Consider the following 21,782-nt stretch of genomic DNA (forward strand, 5'->3'; position numbering starts at 1 on the left):
TTATCGTTATGGGTTTGCTGTGTATGGCTTGACGATCTGCTGGCCCTGGTCGTTGATGAGGGTGGCCTGAACGGTGGCCCGAGAGGGGAGCGCGGATGCCGAAACGCCGTCGAGGTGATAATCCCGCGAGCTGAATGGCGCGGTCATCATGTCGCTTTCTTGCCGCACCGGATAATCGCGTCTGTCGGCGTGCACGGCGATACGCGCGAACGAGAGATAAAACGCCGATCGGTTTTGACAGCGCAGCAGATAACCGTCCGGCGATTTTTGCAGCGTGAATGAGACGGCCTCGGCCGCGTTTTCGGCTTTTCCCTTCAGCGCCCTGGGCCGGTAGAAGATTTTCATCTGGGTATTCATCGCCAGCGTCACGCGCGACGCCAGCGGCGGCGTGGTCGGCCGGGTGGGCGGGATCTCATACAGGTTAAGCCAGAACACCGACTCTCTGTCGGCGGGCAGGTTCGCGCCGGCAAACAGGATCCGCAGCCCTTTCAGCGCCGAAGGCTGCAGGGCGAATACGCTGGGCAGGGCGACAAACGGCGCGCGAGACAGTTCGGGGGCGGCGTTGACGTCACCGTTATCGACCCAGGTTTGCGCCACGATCGGGTAGCCGTTGGTGTTGAGCAGCATCAGGGTTTTTTCCGTCTCGCCCTCGTGAAAGATCACCCGCGTGGCGGAGGCGATGATGCCCGCCTGCGCGCCGATGGAGGCCAGCGCCAGCAGCAGGGCGCATCCCATAATCAGGTATTTCTTTCTCATCATTGCACCTTAACCCAGACGTAGGCCCTGGCATCCACCTTGCCGGCGGTGACGGTCTGGCCAGGCAGCCGGGCGAGCGTGGCGGTGAGCTGGGTGGTGTAGTGGGTAAACCCCGCCGCGGTGCTGCCGCCGCCGCTGGCGCCGTTGAGCACCGGATACCAGCCTGCGTCGCTGCCCTGCGGGCATTGCCCGGCGCTGCAGCGCGCCCAGCCGACAAAGTTCATCGGCGCGCCGTTGCCAGCGTTGGCGAGCGCGATGCCCACGCCGGTGGCGACGCTGCTGTCGGTGCCGTAGCCGCTGGAGAGCAGGTAACTTACGCCGCCGTTGGCGCTGACCAACCCGAGCCGCTGCGCCGCGACATAGCTTTCATACGGCACCTGCAGGCCGAGGGCGGTATTGTTGCTGCTGACGCCGGACACGGCGGCGTTGTCGCATTCGATATTGAGGGTGAACTGCGCCTGCGAGGTTTGCCCGGCGGTCAGTTGGCTGACGGAGAGGGTCGGCAGGATCACCAGCGGCGTGACGTTGCGCGCCACGCAGGTGGCGGTATAGGTCAGCGAAGAGATCGGTGCGGTGCCCATGCCCATCGCGTTCCAGCGCCCAGTGCCCCAGGTGGCGTAGTTGGTGGCGGAGTCGCTGCCGATAGGATCCGAGGCGATGCCGGGCCCCTGAAAGGTGACATAGCCGTTCGGCTGCGTGCAGGTATAGTTCGAATTGCCGGTGGTCGAGGCCATACCCACCAGCGGGTTGCCGGCGCTGTAGCCACAGTAGTTGCTGGCGCCCGCGCCCGGCAGCGAACTGATGCGGATCAGGTCGGCACGGATGGCGCTGAAATCTTTCACCCGGATCTGAATTTTGCTGCCGACGGTGGCGTAGCGGGTAATCGGCGCCGACTGCCAGTAACGGGTAAAAACCTTGCCGGAATCCAGATGGGTCAAACGAATGCCGACGTAAGGGAAGTAGGTGGCGTAATAGTTGGGGTTGCCGTCCCTGGCGCCCAGATCGTAATAGCCGCCGACGCGATCGTCGCCGTTGGTGGCGAAGACTTCATAAATTTGCCCAACATCGCCGGCATCGCATTCATACAGCACCTTGTTTGGGTCGGGATAGCGGGTGCCAGAGGTCAGATCGAACACGCTGGTGCCCAGCGGCGTGCCGACGGGCTGCAGATAGGTGCTGGTCAGGTTGACCCGACCCAGCGCCGTGCCCACCCCGCAAGGATCGCAGCCAGAGTCGATCCAGGGGGCGACGCGCGTGCATTGCGCCAGCGCCGCGGGCGCGCCGAACAGCGACAGGGCGAACAGCGCCGGGGCGGCGACCAGATAAGAAATGCGTTTCATCGTCTCTCCTGAGATAAGTTAAACGGGTTAGCGGCACGGAGCGCTGAGCCGCTGAATCGGGCTGTCTTCCGCGGCGGGCAGGCGATAGTGCAGCGTGCACTGCTGGCCGGGTGCGTCGCCCCAGTTCAGCGTCAGCGTGCCGGTATTCCGGTCGCTGCGCAGATACACCTGATTGGCCTGGCCAACCATGCCCACGCTGTTGCCCGCGTTGTCCAACACGTTGGCGCCCATCGGGATCGGCGCGTTGTCGGGACGCTGTGCGGTAATCAGCAGCGCCTGGCCGCGCACGGTGTTGAAGCGCAGGCGCACCGTGGCGCCGGCGTACGGGGCGACGCGTTGCTGGCCGTCCTCCAGTTCCGCTTTATCATTCATGCCCTCGGGGTTCAGCGCGACGGTGTTGTAGTGATAGGGCACCAGCGCCGGCGCCAGCGCATAGCCGAAGCGATCGACGCGCGCGCCTTGGCCGCCCATCACCTGCGCGCCGTTGGCGCCGGGCGCCTCTATCAGGGCGAAGGTATCACCGACATACGGCCCTAATGTCACGCCGCCGCGGTGCGCCACCACCGCGCCCTGCAGCGACAGTGAGCCTTGTCGATACTGGCGCGCGGTGGAGAACGAGCCGGTGACGTTGGCGTAAGGCAGGCGGGTTTGCAGGTTGCCGCCCCAGATGCTTTGTTGGCGATCGTCGTCGGTGGTGAAGTTCAGGCCGTAGCTGACCGGCTGTTCGTCGCCGACGCTGCCCGACAGCGCAGCCTGATAGTTGCCGCCCTGACCTTGGCTGTGGTTGGCCAGCAGCGAGACGCTGGGGGCGGATGACGAACGCCCGAGCGGGAAGCTGAGCGACAGGGCGGTGACGGTTTGCGTGTTCTGCGCCAGCGGCGCGCTGTAGACGTTATCCAACGGCCCGTAGCCGCGATAGTCGCCGTTGCTGTAGCCCAGACTGCGGGTGCGGGTGACGGAGAGGTTAAGCGCCACGCCGTTGCCAAAGGTTTTCCCCCAGCCCAGCTGGAGCTGATTGTCGCGGCCGCGCTGATCGCGGTAGTCCTGGGTCGAGCCGGACATCGTCAAGCTGCCGAACGCGCCCATGCCCTGATTGACGGCCACCTCGAAACGCGAACGCTGGCGGTAGGAATCGGACTGCCAGCGTTGGCCGGTGACGGCGGCGCGCCGCACGCCGAGCACGTCGCTGAGATCGCGGAAGCCTTCGGTGGAGTAACGGTAGCCGGCGATGGATAAGGTGGTGTCCGTCGGGCTGAAGGTTCGGCTGTAAGAGAGATGCAGCATCCAGCCTGAGGCGCCGCCGTCCGGCAGGCTGGCGTGGGAATAGGTGGTGTCCATGCCGAAGGCGCCCAGTTCGCTGCTGTACACGCCGCCCAGCATCATCGCCTGATAGCCGTCCGCCAGCTGGTTGCCGACGTTGAAGGTCAGGGCGTTGGTCAGGCCGTGTTGCCAGGTCAGTTCGCTGAACAGATCGTTATCGCCGACGTAGCGGGAACGGCCGACGATGGCGGAGTAGCGCGACTGGCCGGGGCGGATGGATTCCGGCACCGCGGCGAACGGCACGGTGAAGGTGCTGACGCTGCCGTCGGCCTCGGTCACCACCACGGTCAGATCGCCGGCGTAGTTGGTGGCGTACAGATCGTTGATGGCGAACGGCCCCGGCGCCACGGTGGTTTCGTACAGCGTGCTTTTACCCTGCAGCACCGTCACGCGCGCGTTGCTTTTCGCCACGCCGCGCACCACCGGCGCATAGCCGCGCTGTGAATCCGGCAGCATGCGATCGTCCGAGCTGAGCTGAATGCCGCGAAAGCCCAGGCCGGAAAAGAAGTGCCCGTCGGTAAAGCCTTCGCCCAGCAGCATTTCGCTGCGCCAGGGCAAGATCGCGCGCTGCACGTAGCGGCGGCTGGTGTCCAGGTGGCCGCCGAACTCCCGATCGTAGCGGTAGCTGGATTGCTGGCGGTAGCGCCAGAGCCCGAGGTTGAACCCGCCGTTCAGGTTGGCGTAGGTCGAGTCGAGGTCGCGGGTTTGCCCCTGTCGGTAGCTGACGTGGTACTGGTTGAGGTTGTAATTGACGAAGACCATCGATTCGCCGCCGTCCAGGCTGGCGGGATTGACGCTGCCGCGCGGCTGGCCGTTCAACAGCGCCTGCGGAATGCTCAGATCCAGCCGCAGCCGCGAAATGTCCGCGTTCACCGCGATGTCCTTGAGATCCCGACCGGGCAGCAGGCATTCTGCTTCGGCGGCCGCCGGCGGATTTTTCAGCCCGAAGCGCGCCAACTGCGGCCGATCGAAACAGGGCAGCACCTGCTGGCCTGCGCGCACGAAGCGAATTTGGTCGCGCTCGAGAAACTGGCCGTTGAGGTACAGATCGATCTGATAGCTGCCGGGAGCAACGGCGTCCTGTTGGTTGAATTGGCTCAGGGCGCTGTTGCTCAGCACGCTGCCGCGCAGCAGCGCGGGATCGAAGGTATAGCCGTCGGCGGCTGCGCAGCCCAGCGGCAGCGCCAGCAGCGCGCAACACCAGCGCGCGGGCAGCGGCGTTGCCTTGCGGACATCGAACATGAAAACCTCCCTGTCTGGTTTCAGCGCGCGACGTTCAGGGTGCGTGAGATTTCCACCCCATAGTCATTGATGACGCGCAGTGCGACCTGCCGCACCTCCCCGTTCACCGGCCAGTTGGCCTGCGAAAACGGCGGGATCAGATCCGCCTGCGGGATCACGGTGCGTTTCGCGCCGCTCAGGATCGCGGCCTGGCTGACGTTGGCGTAGTAGCCGGTAGGGTTATCGACGCGCAGCGCGTTGCCGACCTGGCGCAGGCTGAGCTTATCGATGACGTGATTGGCGTCGCCGGCCAGCCCGGCCGGGCGATAGAACACTTTCAGGCGATTGGTGACCACCAGCAGCAGTTTGTTCTTGTCGCTGTCCGTCTGACGCACGGCGGGCACCTGCAGGAAGTTGAGGTAGAACAGCGATTCGCGATCGCGCGGCAGCGGCTGGCCGACGAACGACAGCCGCACCATCTGCCCGCTGTGCGGATTCATGCGGAAGATTTGCGGCGAGGCGACAAAAGGCGCGTCGGCGTTTTCCGGCGTGGACTTGGGGTTATTGATATCGAGCCAGATCTGCATCAGCGCCGGGGCGCCGTCGTCATTGGTGAATTGCAGCGTTTTTTCCCGCGCCTCGGCGGGGTAGATCACGCGATTGCCGAGCAGCGTGACGCTGGCCGACGCGTAGCTGGCGGCAAAACTCATCAGGCAAAACGATAGGGCGGCCCAACGGCGGGCGTAACGGGTTATCTGCTGCATAAACGTGAACCGATAAAGGGAGCGAGTCATTCAGCGCCGTCCGCTAAGGAACGGCGCTGTCATCAACAGGTATGGCGCCTGACGCCGGCTTATCTGTAGGTAATGGCGAACTGTGCGGTGGCGATCACCGAACCGGCCGCTACGCCGGTATCTTCCGCGTAGTAGCGAGCCACCAGGTTCTGCGAGGTGGACGTGGCGTCTTTCGCCAGCGTCATCGCCGACGTGGTGACGGTAGAGCCGCTGGCGAATGACAACGGTGTAGTGGCGTCGCTGTCCAGCAGTTGAATGGAAACCTTGGCCGCATCGCCCGCGTTGCCCAGGTTGCCGTTGGTGGTTGGGTTGTTGCCCGCCAGCACGGTTTTGATCGCCGTATCGCTGGTTGCCGCCGCACAGCCCGTGACGTTAACGGTAAAGGTGGTGTCGCCGGCGGTGGCGCCTTTGGTGGCGAGCTGGCTGGCGGCGACGGTCGGCAGCAGAACAACCGGGTTGGATTGGTTGCCGTTAATATTCACCGAACAGGTTTGCGTGCTGACTTCGCCTTTAAATTGCACCGTATTGGACGAGGCGGCCGCACAGGCGCCGGAGAGAGCCAGCATGGATAATGCGACTAATTTAACATTCATGTGAAATGCCCTTTAATTTACTTTAGAGAAAAGCTTTCCTGACAGTAATAATTTACTGACGTGCGGTTGTTGATTAATCATGTTGCGCAATTGTTTTTTAAACGCGTCGGCAAACATGGATTTTCATCCTAACAAACTAAGAATTTTCCCTATAGATATTTTGAATAAGGCAATAAGGCGATGGCTCCTGTTGTTACATTTTCTTTCATTTTCGCTTATATCATACAAAATAGAAAATAGATCTATATCATTGCGTTGCATTTTTATTGAATTGTCAGTTTTTGTGAATGAAATAATTTGAAACATTCATGCTTTTTTTGCGTATTAATCAAAGCGCTGGCTGTTGCGTGATTATTTGAAAAACATGTTATCAAGATGTTTTATATCGGTGTGCTTTGCAGGCGAATTACCCCAAAAAAGAGCAGCGACAAGCCGCCTGAGGTGTGGAAGCATACTTTTACGCTGATAAGGAGAATTAAAGTGAGAGTGATTTATATCGACGGTTCACCGCTGTGCCGTTTGGGGATGAAAACATTATTGGGAGAAGGAGTGATAACCTTATCCTCGCCTAATATTAATATTATTAAAAATATAAGCCCTGCGCCTGATTTAATTATCATGGATTTTCCCCATGAAATTTATCGGTTCGAAGCGTATTTGCGATTTATTCACGCCTCACGTGCTGAATATGAAGGCGTCCGGATACTGTTCTTCGTCGATAAGACTTCGCCGCTGATCCTGGCGTTTATCGCGGCGGCGCAGCCGGATGCGATTTTGCACAAACGGGAAGCGTTGCAGGTGGTGCGGGAGACCTGCGCGGCGCTGAGCCGCCGGGAAAAGGCGGGCGAACGGCGCGCGCTGAACAGGCATCGGGCGGCGGCGATCACGCCCGGTGAGGCGGCGGTGCTGTGTGAAACGGCCCGTACGGAAGATATCCGCCTGACCGCGCGGCGGCTGAATTTGCACCCGAAAACCGTTTATTCGCACCTCAACAATGCAGGCAAGAAGTTCGGCATCCGCAATCGGGTGGAATTGCTGAAGATGATTGCGCTGCTGTAGATCACAACGAACGGGCTTGGCCGACGGCCAGCCGCCATTGCGTCATTTCGTCGGCGCCCGGCCCGGCCGCCAGCGCGAGGTTTTGCGCCGGCAGCGATTCGCCGGTCACGGCATCCACCGCGCGCAGGGTGGCAGGGTGGCCGGTTACGCGGTCAACCACGCGCAGCGGCGGCCCGGCCAGCTCGGACAGATTCCATTTGTCGCCAATCTGAATCATCGCCATCACCAGCAGCCCGAGATCTTTTCCTTTCTCCGTCGGCAGATACTCATAACGAGCGGGGCGCGTTTGGTATTGCCGCTTTTCGATAAGGCCGTGGCTTTCCAGGGCCTTGAGCCGGTCGGCCAGCGTATTGTTGGTGATGCCGGTCGAGTGGCGCAGATCGTCATAGCGCGAGAGCCCCAGCAGCAGATCGCGCATGAGAATAGCGCCCCAGCGATCGCCCAATGCCGACAGCACGTGCGCCACCGAGCACGTCATGCCTTCAAACCCTTTTGCTTTCACGTTGCTTTACCTCCGCTTGCCGCCTGATTGCCGAGAATGTTATCGCCTCGGCTTGATAACTTCAATAATTGGAGCTATTACTCTTATTATTGGAGTTTATCATTAACAGCGGCTGATGGCCTGAACGCCGGCCCGAAACCCGCGCCTTCACCGAGGAGAAAACGTTATGCCACTGTGGCAGATTTACCACCCTGAGCCGGCCTTCAGCACCGCCGATAAACGCGCGATTGCGCAGAAGGTCACTGCCCTGTATCAGGACTTTTTGCCGCGCTTTTACGTCAACGTGTTCTTCCACGCGCTGCCGCCAGGTTCGGCCTATCTCGGCGGCGAACCGGCCGATGATTTCGTGCGGGTGACCATCGACCATATCGCGCGCGCCATGGACAACGACGCAGAGCAGCAGCAATTCCTGGCGGCCTGCACCCTCATCCTGCACCCCTACATCGCCGCCCGCGGGTTGCGCTGGGAATTGCACGTCGACGAAACGCCGTTCTCGCTGTGGACGATAGACGGATTGAAACCGCCGGCGCCCGGGACGGCGGCGGGGGAGAGGTGGCGCAAGGAGAACCGGCCTTCGGCGTGGGAGGGAAGTTGATGGGGGAGCGGCGGCGGCAAAACGCTATTCGCCACCGCGAACCGTTATCAGCGCTTAGCCTTTTCGCTTAAAGACCTTCTGCCGCAGCCAGTGTTTGATCTGGCCCCAATACTCTTTGCCCAGCAGGGCGATGGCAATGACAAACAAGGTTTCACCGACCACAACAAGCGTAGAGACAACGACAATCTTGTAGGGGATGTCGAGGAACGGAATGACAGGAAATGCCAGCCAATACAGCAGAACTACGATAAGCATGGCAAACCCGGCTTTCTTCCTCCCGCTCAGGTTCTTGCTGCGTGCCAGCAGGCTGGGCAACTTGCGCAGCCAGTTTTCAAGATCGTCAATCAGGGTATAAACGACAGGGATAACCAGCAGGCTCAGCACGGTGGAGGTGATCAATCCTCCGATGACGGCCACCGCCATCGGGCTGCGGAAGCTGGGGTCGGCACTGCCGAAACCCAGAGCCACGGGCAACATGCCCGCCCCCATCGCTAACGTCGTCATGATGACGGGGCGGGAACGTTTGTGGCAGGCATCAATCAGCGCCTCTGTCCGGCTCATGGGTTTATTCAGCACTTCGCCATTCGGGCCGTAATGGCCGCGCCGTGACTCGATCGCATAATCGACCAGCAGTATCGAGTTTTTGGTCGCAATCCCCATCAACATGATTAACCCGATCAGGGATGACATCGTGAACGACTGGCCCGCCAGCAGTAACCCAACGAATGCGCCGCCCAATGACAGCGGGAGCGCAGCCAGGATGGTGATCGGTTGGAAGAAGTCTTTGAACAGCAGAACCAGCACGACATAGATGGCCAGGATGCCGGCGACCATAGCCGTGCCGAAACCGGCAAACAGTTCCTTCATCATTTCGTCATCACCCTGCACAACCTGGTGCACGCCGACCGGCAGATTCTGGATTGACGGCAGCTTCGCCACCTGAGCGGCCAGATCCCCGAGTTGGGTGCCCGACAGTTCCACGTCAAGGGTCACGCTGCGTGTGCGATTGATGCGATTAATCTGCGCCGGCCCACTGCCTTGCTCAATATTGACGATCTGATTGAGCAGCACCGGGCCTCTGGCGCCGGGTACGGTCAAACGTTCAAGTAGCCCCATATCTTCACGGATGTCCTTTGACAGCTTGACGACGATCGGGATCTGGCGCTGCTCCACGTTGAATTTAGACAGAAACTGATCGTAGTCACCTACAGTTGCAATACGCAAAGTATCGGCAATCGCGACGCCCGATACCCCCAGATCGGCCGCTTTGGCGAAATTGGGTTGCATGAGGATTTCGCTGCGCGCCAGCCCGGCACTGGAGGTAATGTTACCGAGGCCGGGGAGCTGCCGCAGGTCACTTAATACTGAATCGGCCGCCTTAGCCAGCAGCTGAGGATCATCACCGGCCAACACCAATTGGTATTTTTCACCTGAGCCGCCAAACCCCACTTTGCTGCGAACCCCCGGAAGTGCTGCCATTGCCGTGCGTATCTCGCCTTCGATGACCTGCTTCTTCGGGCGCGCTTGACGCGCATCCAACAACACCGTCAGCGTTGCCATGCGAACGTCGGTTTTCCCATCGGAAGCCATGACATCGCCGCCCGTTGCACCGCCACCGAGGGTGGTATAGATGTTACGGATATGCGGTATGGGCGCCAGGCGATGCCGAGCGAGTTCTGCCATGGCCTGGGTTTGTTCCAGCGTGCTCCCTGGCGGCAGCTCCAACGTCACCTGCGTCTGGGAGTTGTCATCTGCAGGGAAAAAGCCCTGGGGCAGCAGAGGGATAAGCATCAGAGAGCCAATAAAGAACCCGCCGGCCAGCGCCAGGGTGAGCCCGCGGTGCCGCAGCGTCCACCGGCAGGCGCGCAGGTAGATCGCCATCCAGAAAGGATCGCGCTGAGGGCGCGTATGCGGTTTCATCAGGTAGGCGGCCATCATCGGCGTCAGCAAGCGTGCCACAACCAGCGAGGCAAACACCGCCAGCGCCGCCGTCCATCCAAACTGCGTGAAGAATCTTCCGGCAACGCCGGACATGAAGGCCGTCGGCAGGAAAACGGCGATCAAGGCAAACGTCGTGGCGACGACGGCCAGGCCGATTTCCGATGCGGCATCCATCGCGGCCTGGTACGGCGGTTTACCCATGCCGATGTGGCGTTCGATGTTCTCCACTTCGACGATGGCGTCATCCACCAACAGGCCAATCACCAGCGACAGCGCCAGCAGCGTGACGATACTGAGCGAAAAGCCCATCATGTCCATACCGATGAAGGCCGGTAAAATCGACAGAGGCAACGCCGCCGCCGAGATCAACGTCGCCCGGATATCGCGCAGAAACATGAAGACCACCAGGATGGCGAGAATGGCGCCTTCATAGATCATGTGCATGGAAGCGTCGAACTCCTCCTGCACAGGCCGGACAAAGTCGAAGACCTGCGTGATGTGCAAATCAGGCCGCTCCGTGCGCAACTGCGCCAGAACTTTTTCAACCTTGTTGCCGACCTCGACTTCACCGGCGCCTTTGGCGCGCGTGATCTCAAAGCCAACTACCTTCTTGCCGTTGAGGAGCGCAAGTGCACTGCGTTCCGCAATGGTGTCTTTCAGCGTCGCCACGTCGTCCAGGCGAAAACGTTGCCCGCCGGGCAACGACAGTTCCACCGCGGCTAGTTCATCCACGTTCTTGACGCGGGCGACCAAACGCAGCGGCTGTTTTCCCCGCCCCAGATCGACTCGCCCGCCCGTCGCGTCCATCTGTACATCGCGCAACTGGCGGGAAACTTCGGCGGCGGTGGCGCCAATCGCCTCCAGTTTGACCGGATCGAGTTCGACTTGAACCTCGCGGTTCACGCCGCCCACACGGGTGACCGACCCTACGCCGGCGACGCCTCTCAGACGCCGCGACAGGGTATTGTCCACGAACCAGGACAGTTCATTCTCATCCATCTTGCTGGCGCTGATGGAAAAGGCCAGGATAGGTTTGCCCGTGATGTTGAGCTTGCGAACGATAGGATCACGTAAATCCGTCGGCAACTCGGTGCGAATGCTTTGCACGGCTGACCGGACTTCATCCACCGCTTCCTGAACGGGTTTTTCCAGACGAAACTCCGCTGAGATATCGACCAGCCCATCCTGGATCGTGGTGCGCAGGTTCTTCAACCCCTGTACCGAAGAGACGGTGTCCTCCAGCTTGCGCGCCACCTCCGTTTCGAGCTGGGGCGGCGCCGCGCCCGGAAGCGAAGCGGACACGGTGACCGTAGGCACATCCATGTCCGGGAAGCTCTGGATCTTCATCAATTTGAAAGAATAAAAGCCGGCAACGCTCAAGATGACAAAGAGCAAGATAGACGGAATGGGGTTGCGAATGGACCAGGTAGAGATATTCATGATGGGCCTCTTAGCGCGCTTCCGATGAGTGGGAAGCATCGGTGGTGTTGGCCAACTGGACTTTATCGCCCTCATTGAGGAATACGCCGCCGCTGGCGACGATGCGTTCCGCGCCTTGAAGACCGGACAGGATCTCCTGCTGGTCATTCACCAGACGGCCTATCGCGACTTTAAGCGGATGTGCACGCAGCTCGTCATCTACGGTGAACACCAGGTGAAAACCGTCGCGCGCCACGACGGCGGATTGCGGCACGGTCAGCCCTTGCCGATCGCCGACCGTAATCAGGCCGCTGGCATACGTGCCGGGCCGAATGGGAGAGGCGTTCTTCGCTGTCGATGGGAGGATGTCCACATAGGCAATCCCGCGGCGCGAGGTCGAATTGACCGTCGGTGCGGCCAGGCGCACGACGCCTTCCCAGGTGTTACCGCCAGGTGAGGCGATCTGCGCTTTTTGCCCCGGTTGGATTTGTTCCAGCTGCTGCGCTGACAATTCCGCTCGCCATTCAAATTTTCCCTGGCGGATCAGACGGAACATCTCGGTGCTTTGCATAGGAACTGAACCGATCGTGGCCGATCGCGCGGAGATGATGCCGTCATCGGGGGCGCGCAATATCGTCTGGTCCAGTCGCAACTGCTGGGCCGACATGCGTGCTTTCGCCGATTCCAGACGCGCCTGCGCCGTCTTTTCCTGGGTTAACAGTTTTTGGATATCCTGTTCACTCAGGCTGCCGACACCGCGCAGCAATCGCGCGCGTTTTCCATCCGCTTGCGCATTCAGAGTGACCGCTTTCGCTTCGTTGAGATCGGCTTTCGCCAGCAGCCAGTCATTCATCACGGAGTCGCGTGTAAATTCCGCCAGCGGTTGGCCCTGGCGCACCACATCCCCTTCCTGCACCAACAGTTTTTGCACGCGCAGCCCATTGGCTTCCGGGCTGATGATCGCCTCTTGCCAGGCCGCAACAGAGCCATTGGCCGTGACGGTGCGGGAAAGGGACTGTCTTGCCGGCGTTGTCAGGGTCACTGTCAGCGTCGGTTTATCTGCCGGTGGGGCAACCTTGTCCGCCGGCGTATCGCAGGCCGATAAGGCGGCGGCAATCGGCATCGCCAGCACGGCTGCATGCAGGCTCCGCAAAGACCAAAAGCGGGGACGCGTGTTTTTAGCTATCAGTTGTGTCATCGGGAGAACCCATAAGGTGAATGATTTGTCGAACCTGTCGCCAGCGGCGCGGCGATGTATTGCTCTGTATTGAATTTCAAACGAATACGGCGCTGTCCTGCAGCGGTTCAGCCTGGCGTTGAATCCTTGTTCGCTCTGACGAAGTGAACAAACGCCGTATCCACTTCCGCACTGTCGATCGCACGCGGCTATGATGCTCAGGCGGTTCAGCCTGCCAATCCGCCGCGCTTTCGCCGGGGTCGGTATCCACGCTCGATAGATCCAACGTCCAGGGAACAGAATGCTTGGTTGTGTGGCGGTTGATCCCGCTTCCATCGGCAGCGGTCTTGCCACGCTCGGCGACTTCCTTCTGAGCAGATTGAGACGCCCGGCGAGGGGGCGTTTGTATCGCCCGTTCGAAGGATTCAGGCAATGGCGCGCTTTGGGTAGAGAACGCGTGTTGTCGCCGGCAGGTACGCGATGCGTAATAGAGTGCCGCAGCCTCTGTCGCAACCAGTTTGCGGGCGTCATTCCATAACGCTTGAACGCACTCCAAATTTGCGCGCGCAACCGACGTTTGTGCTCCGCGCTCATTCTCCAAGTGACTGGGCTTGCCGGCCGGAGCGCGCAAGCGCCGGGCGCCGGATTCATTTCGGGCGGGGGGCCATGCATTCCACACAGACACATGCGCCGAGCCAGGCAGGGAGGCCCGCCATTTTGTTGGAACATGCTGGGTTCCTGACAAACGGTCTGATGCAGGTGCGGTTGCGCAAGCGCAGAGGATCAAAGACACGCTGAGAATAAGAGAAACGAATATGAGTCGGCGGAGCCTTGGATAGGCCCGTGTTCGCAGCATTTTTAGTTTTGAAACGGGTGGCATGATTGTCGTGTCTTTTTAATGCGTGAGTACGCACTCATTATATAATTAAAAAAAGAAGCTAGATGGCTGTATGAGCGTCAGGAAGCTCAATGGCTCGCATCATGGCTTCATAACCTGCGCGTTTGTAAATATCCAGCAGGTGAGGTTTTTGAACGGCCATATCGATAACGCCATTGGCCATTACCGTGCAAATCATGCCCTGAAACTCGCTCGACTGCGGTAAATCCAGCCCCTGGACCAACGGAATACCCAGTTGGGAAATATCACCGAACCGTACGCTTCTTTCCCTCTGTGCGCTGGATAACTTGCCGGAGACCATCAATTTGTTTCCTGTCGCATACGCGGCGGGATTGGCGAGCGCCCAGTCAATGTAGGCATCCCAGGCGGCCTGCATGTTATCTTTACCAGGCGAAACGTCCTGCAAGCTTTGCGTCAGCAGGCACTCCATTTCATCAAGCAGGTAATCGCAGACTGCGCTCAGCAGTACGTCCTTATTTTCAAAGTAGCGGAACAGCGTACCCTCCGAGACGCCAGCCTTCCTGGCGATGGCCGATGTGGGCGCCGCTAATCCTTGTTCGGCAAAAATGTCGGTGGCGGCCTGCAAGAGCGCCTGCTGCTTTTCTTCACTGCGGGGACGGGCCACTTTGCGGCTCCTTTAATAAGTGAGTAAATACTCATTATAAGACTGTAACGGAAGATGACAAGCTTTTTCCTGTAGGACAAAGTATCAACACGAGAGCCATTTTTCGTGCAGCGATGCGGATAATGCCGTCATGAAGGGCGTAATAAAACGTACGGCGAAGATCGTTCAGTGGGAAAGAACCGGGAGGGTGAGACAGCGTCCAGGTTGCCAAAACGCAGGCCCTGGAGACAAAAAAATCCACGCCGAAGCGTGGATTTTTCCGTTTCCGGCAGCGGAGAAAAGCGCTGCGGAGAGAGGCTTAGACGTTGAACAAGAAGTTCATTACGTCGCCGTCTTTGACGATGTAGTCTTTACCTTCGGAGCGCATTTTGCCGGCTTCTTTGGCGCCTTGCTCACCTTTGTAGGTGATGAAGTCGTCATAGGAGATGGTTTGGGCGCGGATAAAGCCTTTCTCGAAGTCGGTGTGGATCTTGCCGGCCGCCTGCGGGGCGGTGGCGCCCACCGGGATGGTCCAGGCGCGCACTTCTTTCACGCCGGCGGTGAAGTAGGTTTGCAGGTTCAGCAGTTCATAACCGGCGCGGATCACGCGGTTCAGGCCCGGCTCTTCCAGGCCCAGTTCGGCCATGAACTCGTCACGCTCTTCGTCTTCCAGCTCGGCGATGTCGGATTCCACGGCGGCGCACACGGCGACCACCACGGAGCCTTCGGCGTCGGCGATTTTACGCACGGTGTCCAGGTACGGGTTGTTCTCGAAGCCGTCTTCGTTGACGTTGGCGATGTACATGGTCGGCTTCAGCGTCAGGAAGCTCAGGTATTTGATCGCCGCCTTGTCTTCATCGGTCAGATCCAGCGCGCGCAGCATGCCGGCGTTTTCCAGGTGCGGCAGGCATTTCTCCAGCGCCGCCAGCTCGGCCTTGGCGTCTTTGTCGCCGCCTTTGGCTTTCTTCTGCACGCGGTGGATGGCGCGCTCGCAGGTGTCCAGGTCGGACAGCGCCAGCTCGGTGTTGATCACGTCGATGTCTTCGGCCGGATCGACCTTGTTGTTGACGTGGATGATGTTGTCGTTTTCGAAGCAGCGCACTACGTGGCCGATGGCTTCGGTTTCGCGGATGTTGGTCAGGAACTGGTTGCCCAGGCCTTCACCTTTGGACGCGCCTTTCACCAGGCCGGCGATGTCGACGAATTCCATGGTGGTCGGCAGAATGCGCTGCGGCTTGACGATCTCGGCCAGCTTATCCAGACGCGGATCGGGCATCGGCACCACACCGGTGTTCGGTTCAATGGTGCAGAACGGGAAGTTGGCTGCTTCAATGCCCGCTTTGGTCAACGCGTTGAACAGGGTGGATTTGCCTACGTTAGGCAGGCCGACGATACCGCATTTGAATCCCATGTTGTAATCACCTTAAATATCTTAACTATCAGCTGGTTAGGTTTAACCGACTGCATAAATGGCAAAATAATGCCGCCATTATACACGTAATGGGCGTTTATCTCGATCAGACTTGCTTGGCGGGGGCGAGTGCCGTACGGGCGACCGGTTTTTGATTGAGATTTGGATCACATTTACCCATACTGGCCGTTCCGATTAACCGACAGGAAACGCGCCGGATGTATTTCTTGCCTACGCCACCCTGAGCTATGCCCGCCTGCAGTCTGCCGCGCCTTGCGGTACCCCATACCCGCTACGCGGGGAGATGATGTCATCTGTCATAAGTGAATAATGCATGTTTAACCTGAGTAACGTCAGGATCGCGGACGTTAAAAATGAAGTCCTGGCGGGCTTTGTGGTGGCGGTTTCGATGATCCCCGAGGCGGTCGGCTTTTCGCTGGTCGCCGGTCTTTCGCCGATCGTCGGTTTGCATACCGCGTTTATTATCGGCCTGGTCACGGCGCTGTTCGGCGGCAAGCCGGGCATGGTTTCCGGCGCCGCCGGCTCCATTGTGGTGGTGCTGATGAGCCTGGCGGCGCAGTACGGTATGGGTTACGTGCTGTGGGCCACGCTGTTTGCCGGGGGGATCCAAATCCTGATCGGCGCCTTCCGGCTGGGCAAGTTCATTCGTCTGGTGCCGCTGCCGGCGATCCACGGCTTCGTCAACGGCCTGGCGATCGTCATCATGCTGGCGCAGCTGAAGATGATCGCCGGGCAGGGGCCGCTGATGTACGGCCTGGTAGCGCTGGCGATTGCGGTGGTGGTGCTGTTCCCGCGCCTGACCAAAGCCATTCCGTCTTCGCTGGCGGCGCTGCTGGTGGTCTCGGCATTGGCGATCGGCCTCAACCTGCACACGCTGCGGGTGGGCGATCTGGCGGACATTTCCGGCGCGCTGCCGCACTTCAGTTTGCCGACGGCGCCGTTTACCCTGGAGATGGTGCGGGTGGTGTTGCCCTATGCGGTGGTGATTGCCTTGGTCGGTTTGATCGAATCGCTGTTGACCATGACGGTGCTGGATGAAATGGGCGGCAAGAAGGGGAACGGTAACCGCGAAAGCATCGCGCAGGGCGCCGGTAACGCGGTGTGCGGCCTGTTCGGCTGTTTCGCCGGCTGCGCGATGATCGGCCAGTCGATCATCAACTTTACCTCGGGTGGGCGCGGGCGCCTCTCCGGCACGGTGGGCGCCATCCTGCTGATTTTGTTCGTGGTCAGCCTGTCGCGCTATATCGGCCTGCTGCCGGTGGCGGCGCTGGCCGGGGTCATGCTGGTGGTGTGTTACAACACCTTCGAATGGAGTTCGCTGCGCCGTTTGCGCCGTATGCCGAAGGCAGACGCGCTGGTGATGGTCGCCGTCACGTTGATCACCATCTTTACCGATCTGGCGGTGGCGGTGATCAGCGGGGTGATTATCTCGGCGCTGGTGTTCGCCTGGCAGCAGGCGCGCATCCGCGTGCGCCAGCGGCAGGTGACGGGCGACGTGGCGGTGTATCAACTGGATGGCCCGCTGTTCTTCGGCTCTGCCGCGGCTTTCGCCGAGCTGTTCGAGCCGCAAAGCGATCCGCAGAACGTGGTGCTGGATTTTGCCGGCACCCGGGTGATGGATTCCAGCGGCGTAGAGGCGATAGATAAGCTGACGGCGCGTTATCTGGCGGCCGGGAAAAGCATTCGGCTGCGCCACCTGAGCGGTGACTGCGTGCGCCTGCTCAAGCGCGCCGGGCCGTTTTGCAGCCATGAGCTGGACGATCCGCAGTATTACGTGGCGGAAGAGGGGTTCGCCGCCGATGACCGCCGCGTGAGCGAGGAGACCTTCAACCCACGCGGCTAGACGCCAGCAGCGGGCAGGGCGCCCGCTGCGGCAAGGTTCAGGCCTGCGCCTTGAAACTGTGCAGGCGCTGAACGGTTTTTTCCAGCCCGTCCTTCATCAGCATCTCGGTGCAGCGCAGCGACTCGTCGATCGCCTCGTCAATCATCTTCTGCTCGCTGGCAGGCGGCTTGCCGAGCACGAAGCCCACCACCTTGTTCTTGTCGCCCGGATGGCCGATGCCGATGCGCAGGCGGTAGAAGTTCGGGTTGTTGCCGAACTTGTTCTGGATGTCTTTCAGGCCGTTGTGGCCGCCGTTGCCGCCGCCGAGCTTGATTTTGGCCACGCCGGGCGGCAGATCCAGCTCGTCGTGCGCCACCAGGATCTCGTTGGGTTCGATGCGGTAGAAATTGGCCATCGCCAGCACCGCTTTGCCGCTCAGGTTCATGAAGGTGGTCGGCACCAGCAGGCGCACGTCGTTGCCCGCCAGGTTCAAACGGGCGGTGTAGCCAAAGAACTTGCTCTCTTCTTTCAACTGCTGATTGTGGCGCTGGGCCAGCAGATCGACGTACCAGGCGCCGGCGTTGTGGCGCGTCTGGGCGTATTCCGCGCCCGGGTTAGCCAGGCCGACTATCAATTTAATACTGCTCACTGAGTGATTCGCTATGATCAGGGTAATGGAAAGGGAGTTAGTCTACCTGTCGGGGCGGCGAATGACAAAATCCGATCTCCGCCGTCGTCGCAGGTAACAAAGACGAATGATTCATTAGCTGAATAATTCAATTTGTCCGCTAATTTTCAGCCGTGTGTTAAGAAGTGTCAATAATTCTTTACCATTTGTGATCGCCTCCGCAATCCCCTTGCCGCAGCAAGGGCTATACTTAACTTATCAAAGTGGGTTAACAAGTTGCAGCGTTATCCCGGTTGGCACATGGCAATCATGGAGGTGGCATATGAAACGTAGAAACGCGGACAGAATGGGCAACTTTTTTATGGGGCTGGGCCTGGTCGTGATGATCGGCGGCGTCGGATACTCCATTCTTGCTGAAGTATCGCAGTTCAATTTACCGCAATTTTTCGCCCACGGCGCCATCATGAGCATCTTCGTCGGCGCGCTGTTGTGGCTGGTGGGCGCGCGTATCGGCGGCCGCGAGCAGGTGGCGGATCGCTACTGGTGGGTAAAACACTTTGATAAACGGTGCCGCAACGATCAACATCGTTCGTCGCATTGATTAAAAAAGCAGAAGGGAAGCAAGAGCAGGGCAAGGGAACATCTGCCGTGCATTAAGGTTTGAGGTCATGTCGGACTACAAGTAGAAAACCCGTTGTTGCTCGCGCACCAACGGGTTTTTCTTTTTCTGCTGTCGGGCTCGCTATCTTTCCGGCGCAGTGGGCGCCGCACCGGAAAGACGACGAATCAATGCTCGAACATCGCAGAGATCGACTCTTCGTTGCTGATGCGGCGGATGGCTTCAGCCAGCATGCCGGACAGGGTCAGAGTGCGAACGTTTTTCAGTGCCTTGATTTCCGGCGACAGCGGAATGGTGTCGCAGACGATCACTTCATCAATCACCGAGTTCTTGATGTTGTCCACGGCGTTGCCGGAGAAGATCGGGTGCGTCGCGTAGGCGAATACGCGCTTGGCACCGCGTTCTTTCAACGCTTCAGCCGCTTTACACAAGGTGCCGCCGGTGTCGATCATGTCGTCGACCAGCACGCAATCGCGGCCTGCCACGTCACCGATGATGTGCATCACCTGAGAAACGTTCGCGCGCGGGCGACGTTTGTCGATGATGGCCATATCGGTGTCGTTCAGCAGTTTGGCGATAGCGCGGGCACGCACCACGCCGCCGATATCCGGAGAAACCACGATCGGGTTTTCCAGATTTTGCTGCAGCATGTCTTCCAGCAGGATCGGGCTGCCGAACACGTTGTCTACCGGTACGTCGAAGAAGCCTTGAATCTGCTCAGCATGCAGATCCACCGTCAGAACGCGGTCAACCCCTACGCTGGAGAGGAAATCGGCGACAACCTTGGCGGTGATTGGCACACGCGCGGAACGCACGCGGCGATCCTGGCGGGCATAGCCGAAGTAAGGGATAACGGCGGTAATACGACCTGCGGAGGCGCGACGCAGGGCGTCGACCATCACAACCAGTTCCATCAGGTTGTCGTTGGTCGGGGCACAGGTGGACTGGATGATGAAAATATCACCGCCGCGTACATTTTCGTTGATTTGCACGCTCACTTCGCCGTCGCTAAAACGACCTACAGCGGCGTCACCAAGGCTGGTGTACAAACGGTTGGCAATACGTTGTGCTAGTTCCGGGGTGGCGTTACCAGCAAAAAGCTTCATATCAGGCACGAGAAGAACCTCAGGCTTGCGTCCAGAGAAGATATTGTCATGCGACATCGCCAAGGGGCAGTCGGCGACGCCGGCGCAATATACATACGGGTATGTAAAACTAAAATTGAGACCGCAGGCAGCGCAGGGATAACAGGGCCAGGTGTGCATGACCCTGCGCAGCGAAACGTTGAGCTACGACTCAAACCGCCCGGAACGGATGCGATGTAGTGGGGAGACGTTAACGCCGCGCGCTACAAAACCACACAACCACTCCGGGGCTTGATTTAACACCTGACGGGCGGCGATTTCTGTGTCGAATTCAGCAAACACACAAGCACCTGTGCCAGTCAGGCGTGACGGGGCGTATTCTAACAGCCATGAAAGAAGCTGTTCAACCTCGCGAAAACGTTTTCTTGCGATCGGTTCGCAATCATTTGCGTACGGCGCCTGCAACAGCTCACTTAAGGAGCGAACCGGGGTGTTTCTTTTCAATTCGGCGTCGCCGAAGATAACCGGCGTCGGGATGCCGACGCCGGGATGCGCCACCAGATACCATTTTTCCTGCGGCTCGGCCGGCTGCAGGCGCTCGCCGATGCCTTCGGCGAAGGCGGCGTGGCCGCGCACGAACACCGGCACGTCGGCGCCGAGGCTGAGCCCCAGCTCTGCCAGTTGGTCGTCGCCAAGACCGCAGCGCCACAATTCGTTCAGCGCCACCAGCACGGTGGCGGCGTTGGAGGAACCGCCGCCCAAACCGCCGCCCATCGGCAGGCGTTTGTCGATGCTGATGTCGGCGCCACGCGGCGCGGTCTGCAGGCCGCGTTCATTGCAATAGCGTTGCAGCATGCGGGCGGCGCGCACGATCAGGTTCTGCTCGTCCGGCACGCCCTCGACCGGCGTCAGCAGGTGAATGCGGTCGTCCGGGCGCGGGTCAATGGTCAGGGTGTCGCCGTAGTCCAAAAACTGGAACAGCGTCTGCAGCAGGTGATAGCCGTCTTCACGACGGCCGGTGATGTACAAAAACAGGTTAAGTTTCGCGGGGGAGGGCCACTGACGGATCATTTGAGCGTCCAGTTATCCATCTTCAGCTTGATGCGCTGGTCGCCCTGCTGTAGCTCCAGACGGTTCGGCAGCGTCGGCTGCACGTCGTTGCTGTAGCCCTGGTAATCCACCTTCCAGGTCTGGCCGCCTTGCTGATAGGTCAGCTTGTTCAGGCGATATTGATCGTCCAGCGCAAAATCGCTGGCTTCGCCCGGCAGGCCGAGCATCCACTGGCGCAGGTTGTTCAGCGGGATCGCCATGCCGGTCAGCTTGCGGATCATCTCTTCCGGGTTGTCGCTGACGTAGCGTTTGCCCTGGTTGTCGGTCAGCTGCACCACGTTTTTCTGCACGTTGAGATCCATTTCCGTGCTGCCCAGTGGGTTGGTCAACAGCAGGCGGTAGCGTTCCGGCGAGAACTGCTGCCAGAAGAAGCGGGCGTAGACTTTTTTCTGATCAGACAAGTAGGCGAAGGAGCCGCGGGTCTGATAGGTGCTGAGCTGTTGCACCGCCTGCTCATGGGCGCGCCACTGCGGTGAGGTTGGGCTGGTGGCCGGGCCGGTCGGCTTGGTGGTGGTACAGGCGGCCAGCACCAGGCTGGCCAGCGGGATCAGACGGAGCAAACTAACTTTGCGTATTGGCATAACTTTCTCTTGTCCTTTTGTCCTTGCGGGCATGCGCGACGAAACCCGGATTCAGCGCTCACGCTAACGGGGCGGCGGCGACGCGTCAATTTTTTGCTGCATCGCGTTGAATCTTGCCGCTTTTGCCGGCGCAATGCCAACCCGGCGCGCGCGTCGGGGTCGCCATTAAGATTAACACAATCGGCCGAAGGCGGGGGAGGCGCGCCCGATAAGCGGTGCCGGAGTTGCGCAAACGCCGCCGCTGCGTACGCCGAATAGCGTGCGCGTTATCGCAAACTGCGCTAAA

18 protein-coding genes are annotated in these 21,782 nt (G+C 59.8%); 4 read left to right on the top strand and 14 right to left on the bottom strand.

Going from position 1 to position 21,782, the window contains the following annotated elements; translation table 11 throughout:
• Window positions 1-6: 6 nt before the first annotated feature.
• The 5 genes from ACP3TA_RS15810 to ACP3TA_RS15830 all read right to left on the bottom strand — a co-directional run bounded on the left by ACP3TA_RS15810 (window position 7) and on the right by ACP3TA_RS15830 (window position 6,024).
• The gene (locus tag ACP3TA_RS15810) at window positions 7-756 is read right to left on the bottom strand and encodes a fimbrial biogenesis chaperone (RefSeq protein ID WP_046686887.1); all 750 of its coding nucleotides are present in this window, start codon (window positions 754-756) and stop codon (window positions 7-9) included.
• Window positions 756-2,096: a fimbrial protein gene (locus tag ACP3TA_RS15815; protein ID WP_033642744.1), complete on the bottom strand. Its 1,341-nt coding sequence runs from the start codon at window positions 2,094-2,096 to the stop codon at window positions 756-758. The genes ACP3TA_RS15810 and ACP3TA_RS15815 overlap by 1 nt, the downstream gene beginning before the upstream one ends.
• Before the next feature lie 27 nt (window positions 2,097-2,123).
• Entirely contained in the window at window positions 2,124-4,658 is a 2,535-nt protein-coding gene (locus tag ACP3TA_RS15820) for a fimbria/pilus outer membrane usher protein (protein ID WP_342179095.1), read from the bottom strand.
• Between the two features lie 20 nt (window positions 4,659-4,678).
• Entirely contained in the window at window positions 4,679-5,401 is a 723-nt protein-coding gene (locus ACP3TA_RS15825; RefSeq protein WP_273865495.1) for a fimbrial biogenesis chaperone, read from the bottom strand.
• 89 nt (window positions 5,402-5,490) lie between these two features.
• Entirely contained in the window at window positions 5,491-6,024 is a 534-nt protein-coding gene (locus tag ACP3TA_RS15830; protein ID WP_033642747.1) for a fimbrial protein, read from the bottom strand.
• 375 nt (window positions 6,025-6,399) lie between these two features.
• Between ACP3TA_RS15830 and ACP3TA_RS15835 the strand changes: the two genes are divergently transcribed.
• Complete coding sequence (locus ACP3TA_RS15835) at window positions 6,400-7,083, top strand: helix-turn-helix transcriptional regulator (protein WP_226773005.1); 684 nt, start codon at window positions 6,400-6,402, stop codon at window positions 7,081-7,083.
• Window position 7,084: 1 nt separating this feature from the next.
• Here the strand turns inward: ACP3TA_RS15835 and ACP3TA_RS15840 are convergent, their stop codons facing one another.
• Window positions 7,085-7,585: a winged helix-turn-helix transcriptional regulator gene (locus ACP3TA_RS15840; RefSeq protein ID WP_069100075.1), complete on the bottom strand. Its 501-nt coding sequence runs from the start codon at window positions 7,583-7,585 to the stop codon at window positions 7,085-7,087.
• A 166-nt stretch (window positions 7,586-7,751) separates the two neighbouring features.
• On the opposite strand from ACP3TA_RS15840, the gene ACP3TA_RS15845 reads away from it, so the two are divergent.
• Complete coding sequence (locus ACP3TA_RS15845) at window positions 7,752-8,180, top strand: tautomerase family protein (RefSeq protein ID WP_426784370.1); 429 nt, start codon at window positions 7,752-7,754, stop codon at window positions 8,178-8,180.
• A gap of 54 nt (window positions 8,181-8,234) precedes the next feature.
• Here the strand turns inward: ACP3TA_RS15845 and ACP3TA_RS15850 are convergent, their stop codons facing one another.
• From ACP3TA_RS15850 to ychF, 4 genes are all read right to left on the bottom strand, one after another.
• On the bottom strand, window positions 8,235-11,561 hold the full coding sequence (locus ACP3TA_RS15850) for an efflux RND transporter permease subunit (RefSeq protein WP_103682115.1): 3,327 nt from the start codon (window positions 11,559-11,561) through the stop codon (window positions 8,235-8,237).
• Between the two features lie 10 nt (window positions 11,562-11,571).
• Window positions 11,572-12,738, bottom strand: a complete 1,167-nt coding sequence (locus ACP3TA_RS15855; protein ID WP_232094503.1) for an efflux RND transporter periplasmic adaptor subunit — start codon at window positions 12,736-12,738, stop codon at window positions 11,572-11,574.
• Between the two features lie 917 nt (window positions 12,739-13,655).
• A complete protein-coding gene (locus ACP3TA_RS15860) occupies window positions 13,656-14,240 on the bottom strand; it encodes a TetR/AcrR family transcriptional regulator (protein ID WP_033642752.1) in 585 nt (194 codons plus the stop codon).
• Window positions 14,241-14,538: 298 nt separating this feature from the next.
• Window positions 14,539-15,630 carry a redox-regulated ATPase YchF gene (gene ychF, locus ACP3TA_RS15865; RefSeq protein WP_025302489.1) on the bottom strand — a complete coding sequence of 364 codons (1,092 nt, stop codon included), beginning with the start codon at window positions 15,628-15,630 and terminating at the stop codon, window positions 14,539-14,541.
• A gap of 334 nt (window positions 15,631-15,964) precedes the next feature.
• Between ychF and ACP3TA_RS15870 the strand changes: the two genes are divergently transcribed.
• Window positions 15,965-17,494, top strand: coding sequence for a SulP family inorganic anion transporter (locus tag ACP3TA_RS15870; protein ID WP_096242152.1), 1,530 nt, complete (start codon window positions 15,965-15,967; stop codon window positions 17,492-17,494).
• A gap of 37 nt (window positions 17,495-17,531) precedes the next feature.
• Here ACP3TA_RS15870 and pth read toward each other — a convergent pair whose 3' ends face one another.
• A complete protein-coding gene (gene pth / locus ACP3TA_RS15875) occupies window positions 17,532-18,122 on the bottom strand; it encodes an aminoacyl-tRNA hydrolase (RefSeq protein WP_004941053.1) in 591 nt (196 codons plus the stop codon).
• Between the two features lie 301 nt (window positions 18,123-18,423).
• On the opposite strand from pth, the gene ychH reads away from it, so the two are divergent.
• Window positions 18,424-18,702, top strand: a complete 279-nt coding sequence (ychH, locus tag ACP3TA_RS15880) for a stress-induced protein YchH (protein ID WP_033642754.1) — start codon at window positions 18,424-18,426, stop codon at window positions 18,700-18,702.
• A gap of 185 nt (window positions 18,703-18,887) precedes the next feature.
• On the opposite strand, the gene prs is transcribed toward ychH, so the two are convergent.
• From prs to lolB, 3 genes are all read right to left on the bottom strand, one after another.
• Window positions 18,888-19,835, bottom strand: coding sequence for a ribose-phosphate diphosphokinase (prs, locus tag ACP3TA_RS15885; protein ID WP_004941061.1), 948 nt, complete (start codon window positions 19,833-19,835; stop codon window positions 18,888-18,890).
• Window positions 19,836-20,009: 174 nt separating this feature from the next.
• Entirely contained in the window at window positions 20,010-20,876 is an 867-nt protein-coding gene (gene ispE / locus ACP3TA_RS15890) for a 4-(cytidine 5'-diphospho)-2-C-methyl-D-erythritol kinase (RefSeq protein WP_096242153.1), read from the bottom strand.
• Window positions 20,873-21,496: a lipoprotein insertase outer membrane protein LolB gene (gene lolB / locus ACP3TA_RS15895; protein ID WP_096242154.1), complete on the bottom strand. Its 624-nt coding sequence runs from the start codon at window positions 21,494-21,496 to the stop codon at window positions 20,873-20,875. The genes ispE and lolB overlap by 4 nt, the downstream gene beginning before the upstream one ends.
• Between the last annotated feature and the right edge of the window lie 286 nt (window positions 21,497-21,782).

Source organism: Serratia sp. 2C06 (assembly GCF_050037615.1).
In the GTDB taxonomy this organism is placed as follows: domain Bacteria; phylum Pseudomonadota; class Gammaproteobacteria; order Enterobacterales; family Enterobacteriaceae; genus Serratia; species Serratia ureilytica.

Bases quoted from the DNA above. Each gene is read 5' to 3' on its own strand.
- ACP3TA_RS15810 (WP_046686887.1), bottom strand. From the start codon at position 756: ATGAGAAAGAAATACCTGATTATGGGATGCGCCCTGCTGCTGGCGCTG.
- ACP3TA_RS15815 (WP_033642744.1), bottom strand. From the start codon at position 2,096: ATGAAACGCATTTCTTATCTGGTCGCCGCCCCGGCGCTGTTCGCCCTG.
- ACP3TA_RS15820 (WP_342179095.1), bottom strand. From the start codon at position 4,658: ATGTTCGATGTCCGCAAGGCAACGCCGCTGCCCGCGCGCTGGTGTTGC.
- ACP3TA_RS15825 (WP_273865495.1), bottom strand. From the start codon at position 5,401: ATGCAGCAGATAACCCGTTACGCCCGCCGTTGGGCCGCCCTATCGTTT.
- ACP3TA_RS15830 (WP_033642747.1), bottom strand. From the start codon at position 6,024: ATGAATGTTAAATTAGTCGCATTATCCATGCTGGCTCTCTCCGGCGCC.
- ACP3TA_RS15835 (WP_226773005.1), top strand. From the start codon at position 6,400: ATGTTTTATATCGGTGTGCTTTGCAGGCGAATTACCCCAAAAAAGAGC.
- ACP3TA_RS15845 (WP_426784370.1), top strand. From the start codon at position 7,752: ATGCCACTGTGGCAGATTTACCACCCTGAGCCGGCCTTCAGCACCGCC.
- ACP3TA_RS15850 (WP_103682115.1), bottom strand. From the start codon at position 11,561: ATGAATATCTCTACCTGGTCCATTCGCAACCCCATTCCGTCTATCTTG.
- ACP3TA_RS15855 (WP_232094503.1), bottom strand. From the start codon at position 12,738: ATGACACAACTGATAGCTAAAAACACGCGTCCCCGCTTTTGGTCTTTG.
- ychF (WP_025302489.1), bottom strand. From the start codon at position 15,630: ATGGGATTCAAATGCGGTATCGTCGGCCTGCCTAACGTAGGCAAATCC.
- ACP3TA_RS15870 (WP_096242152.1), top strand. From the start codon at position 15,965: ATGTTTAACCTGAGTAACGTCAGGATCGCGGACGTTAAAAATGAAGTC.
- ychH (WP_033642754.1), top strand. From the start codon at position 18,424: ATGAAACGTAGAAACGCGGACAGAATGGGCAACTTTTTTATGGGGCTG.
- ispE (WP_096242153.1), bottom strand. From the start codon at position 20,876: ATGATCCGTCAGTGGCCCTCCCCCGCGAAACTTAACCTGTTTTTGTAC.
- lolB (WP_096242154.1), bottom strand. From the start codon at position 21,496: ATGCCAATACGCAAAGTTAGTTTGCTCCGTCTGATCCCGCTGGCCAGC.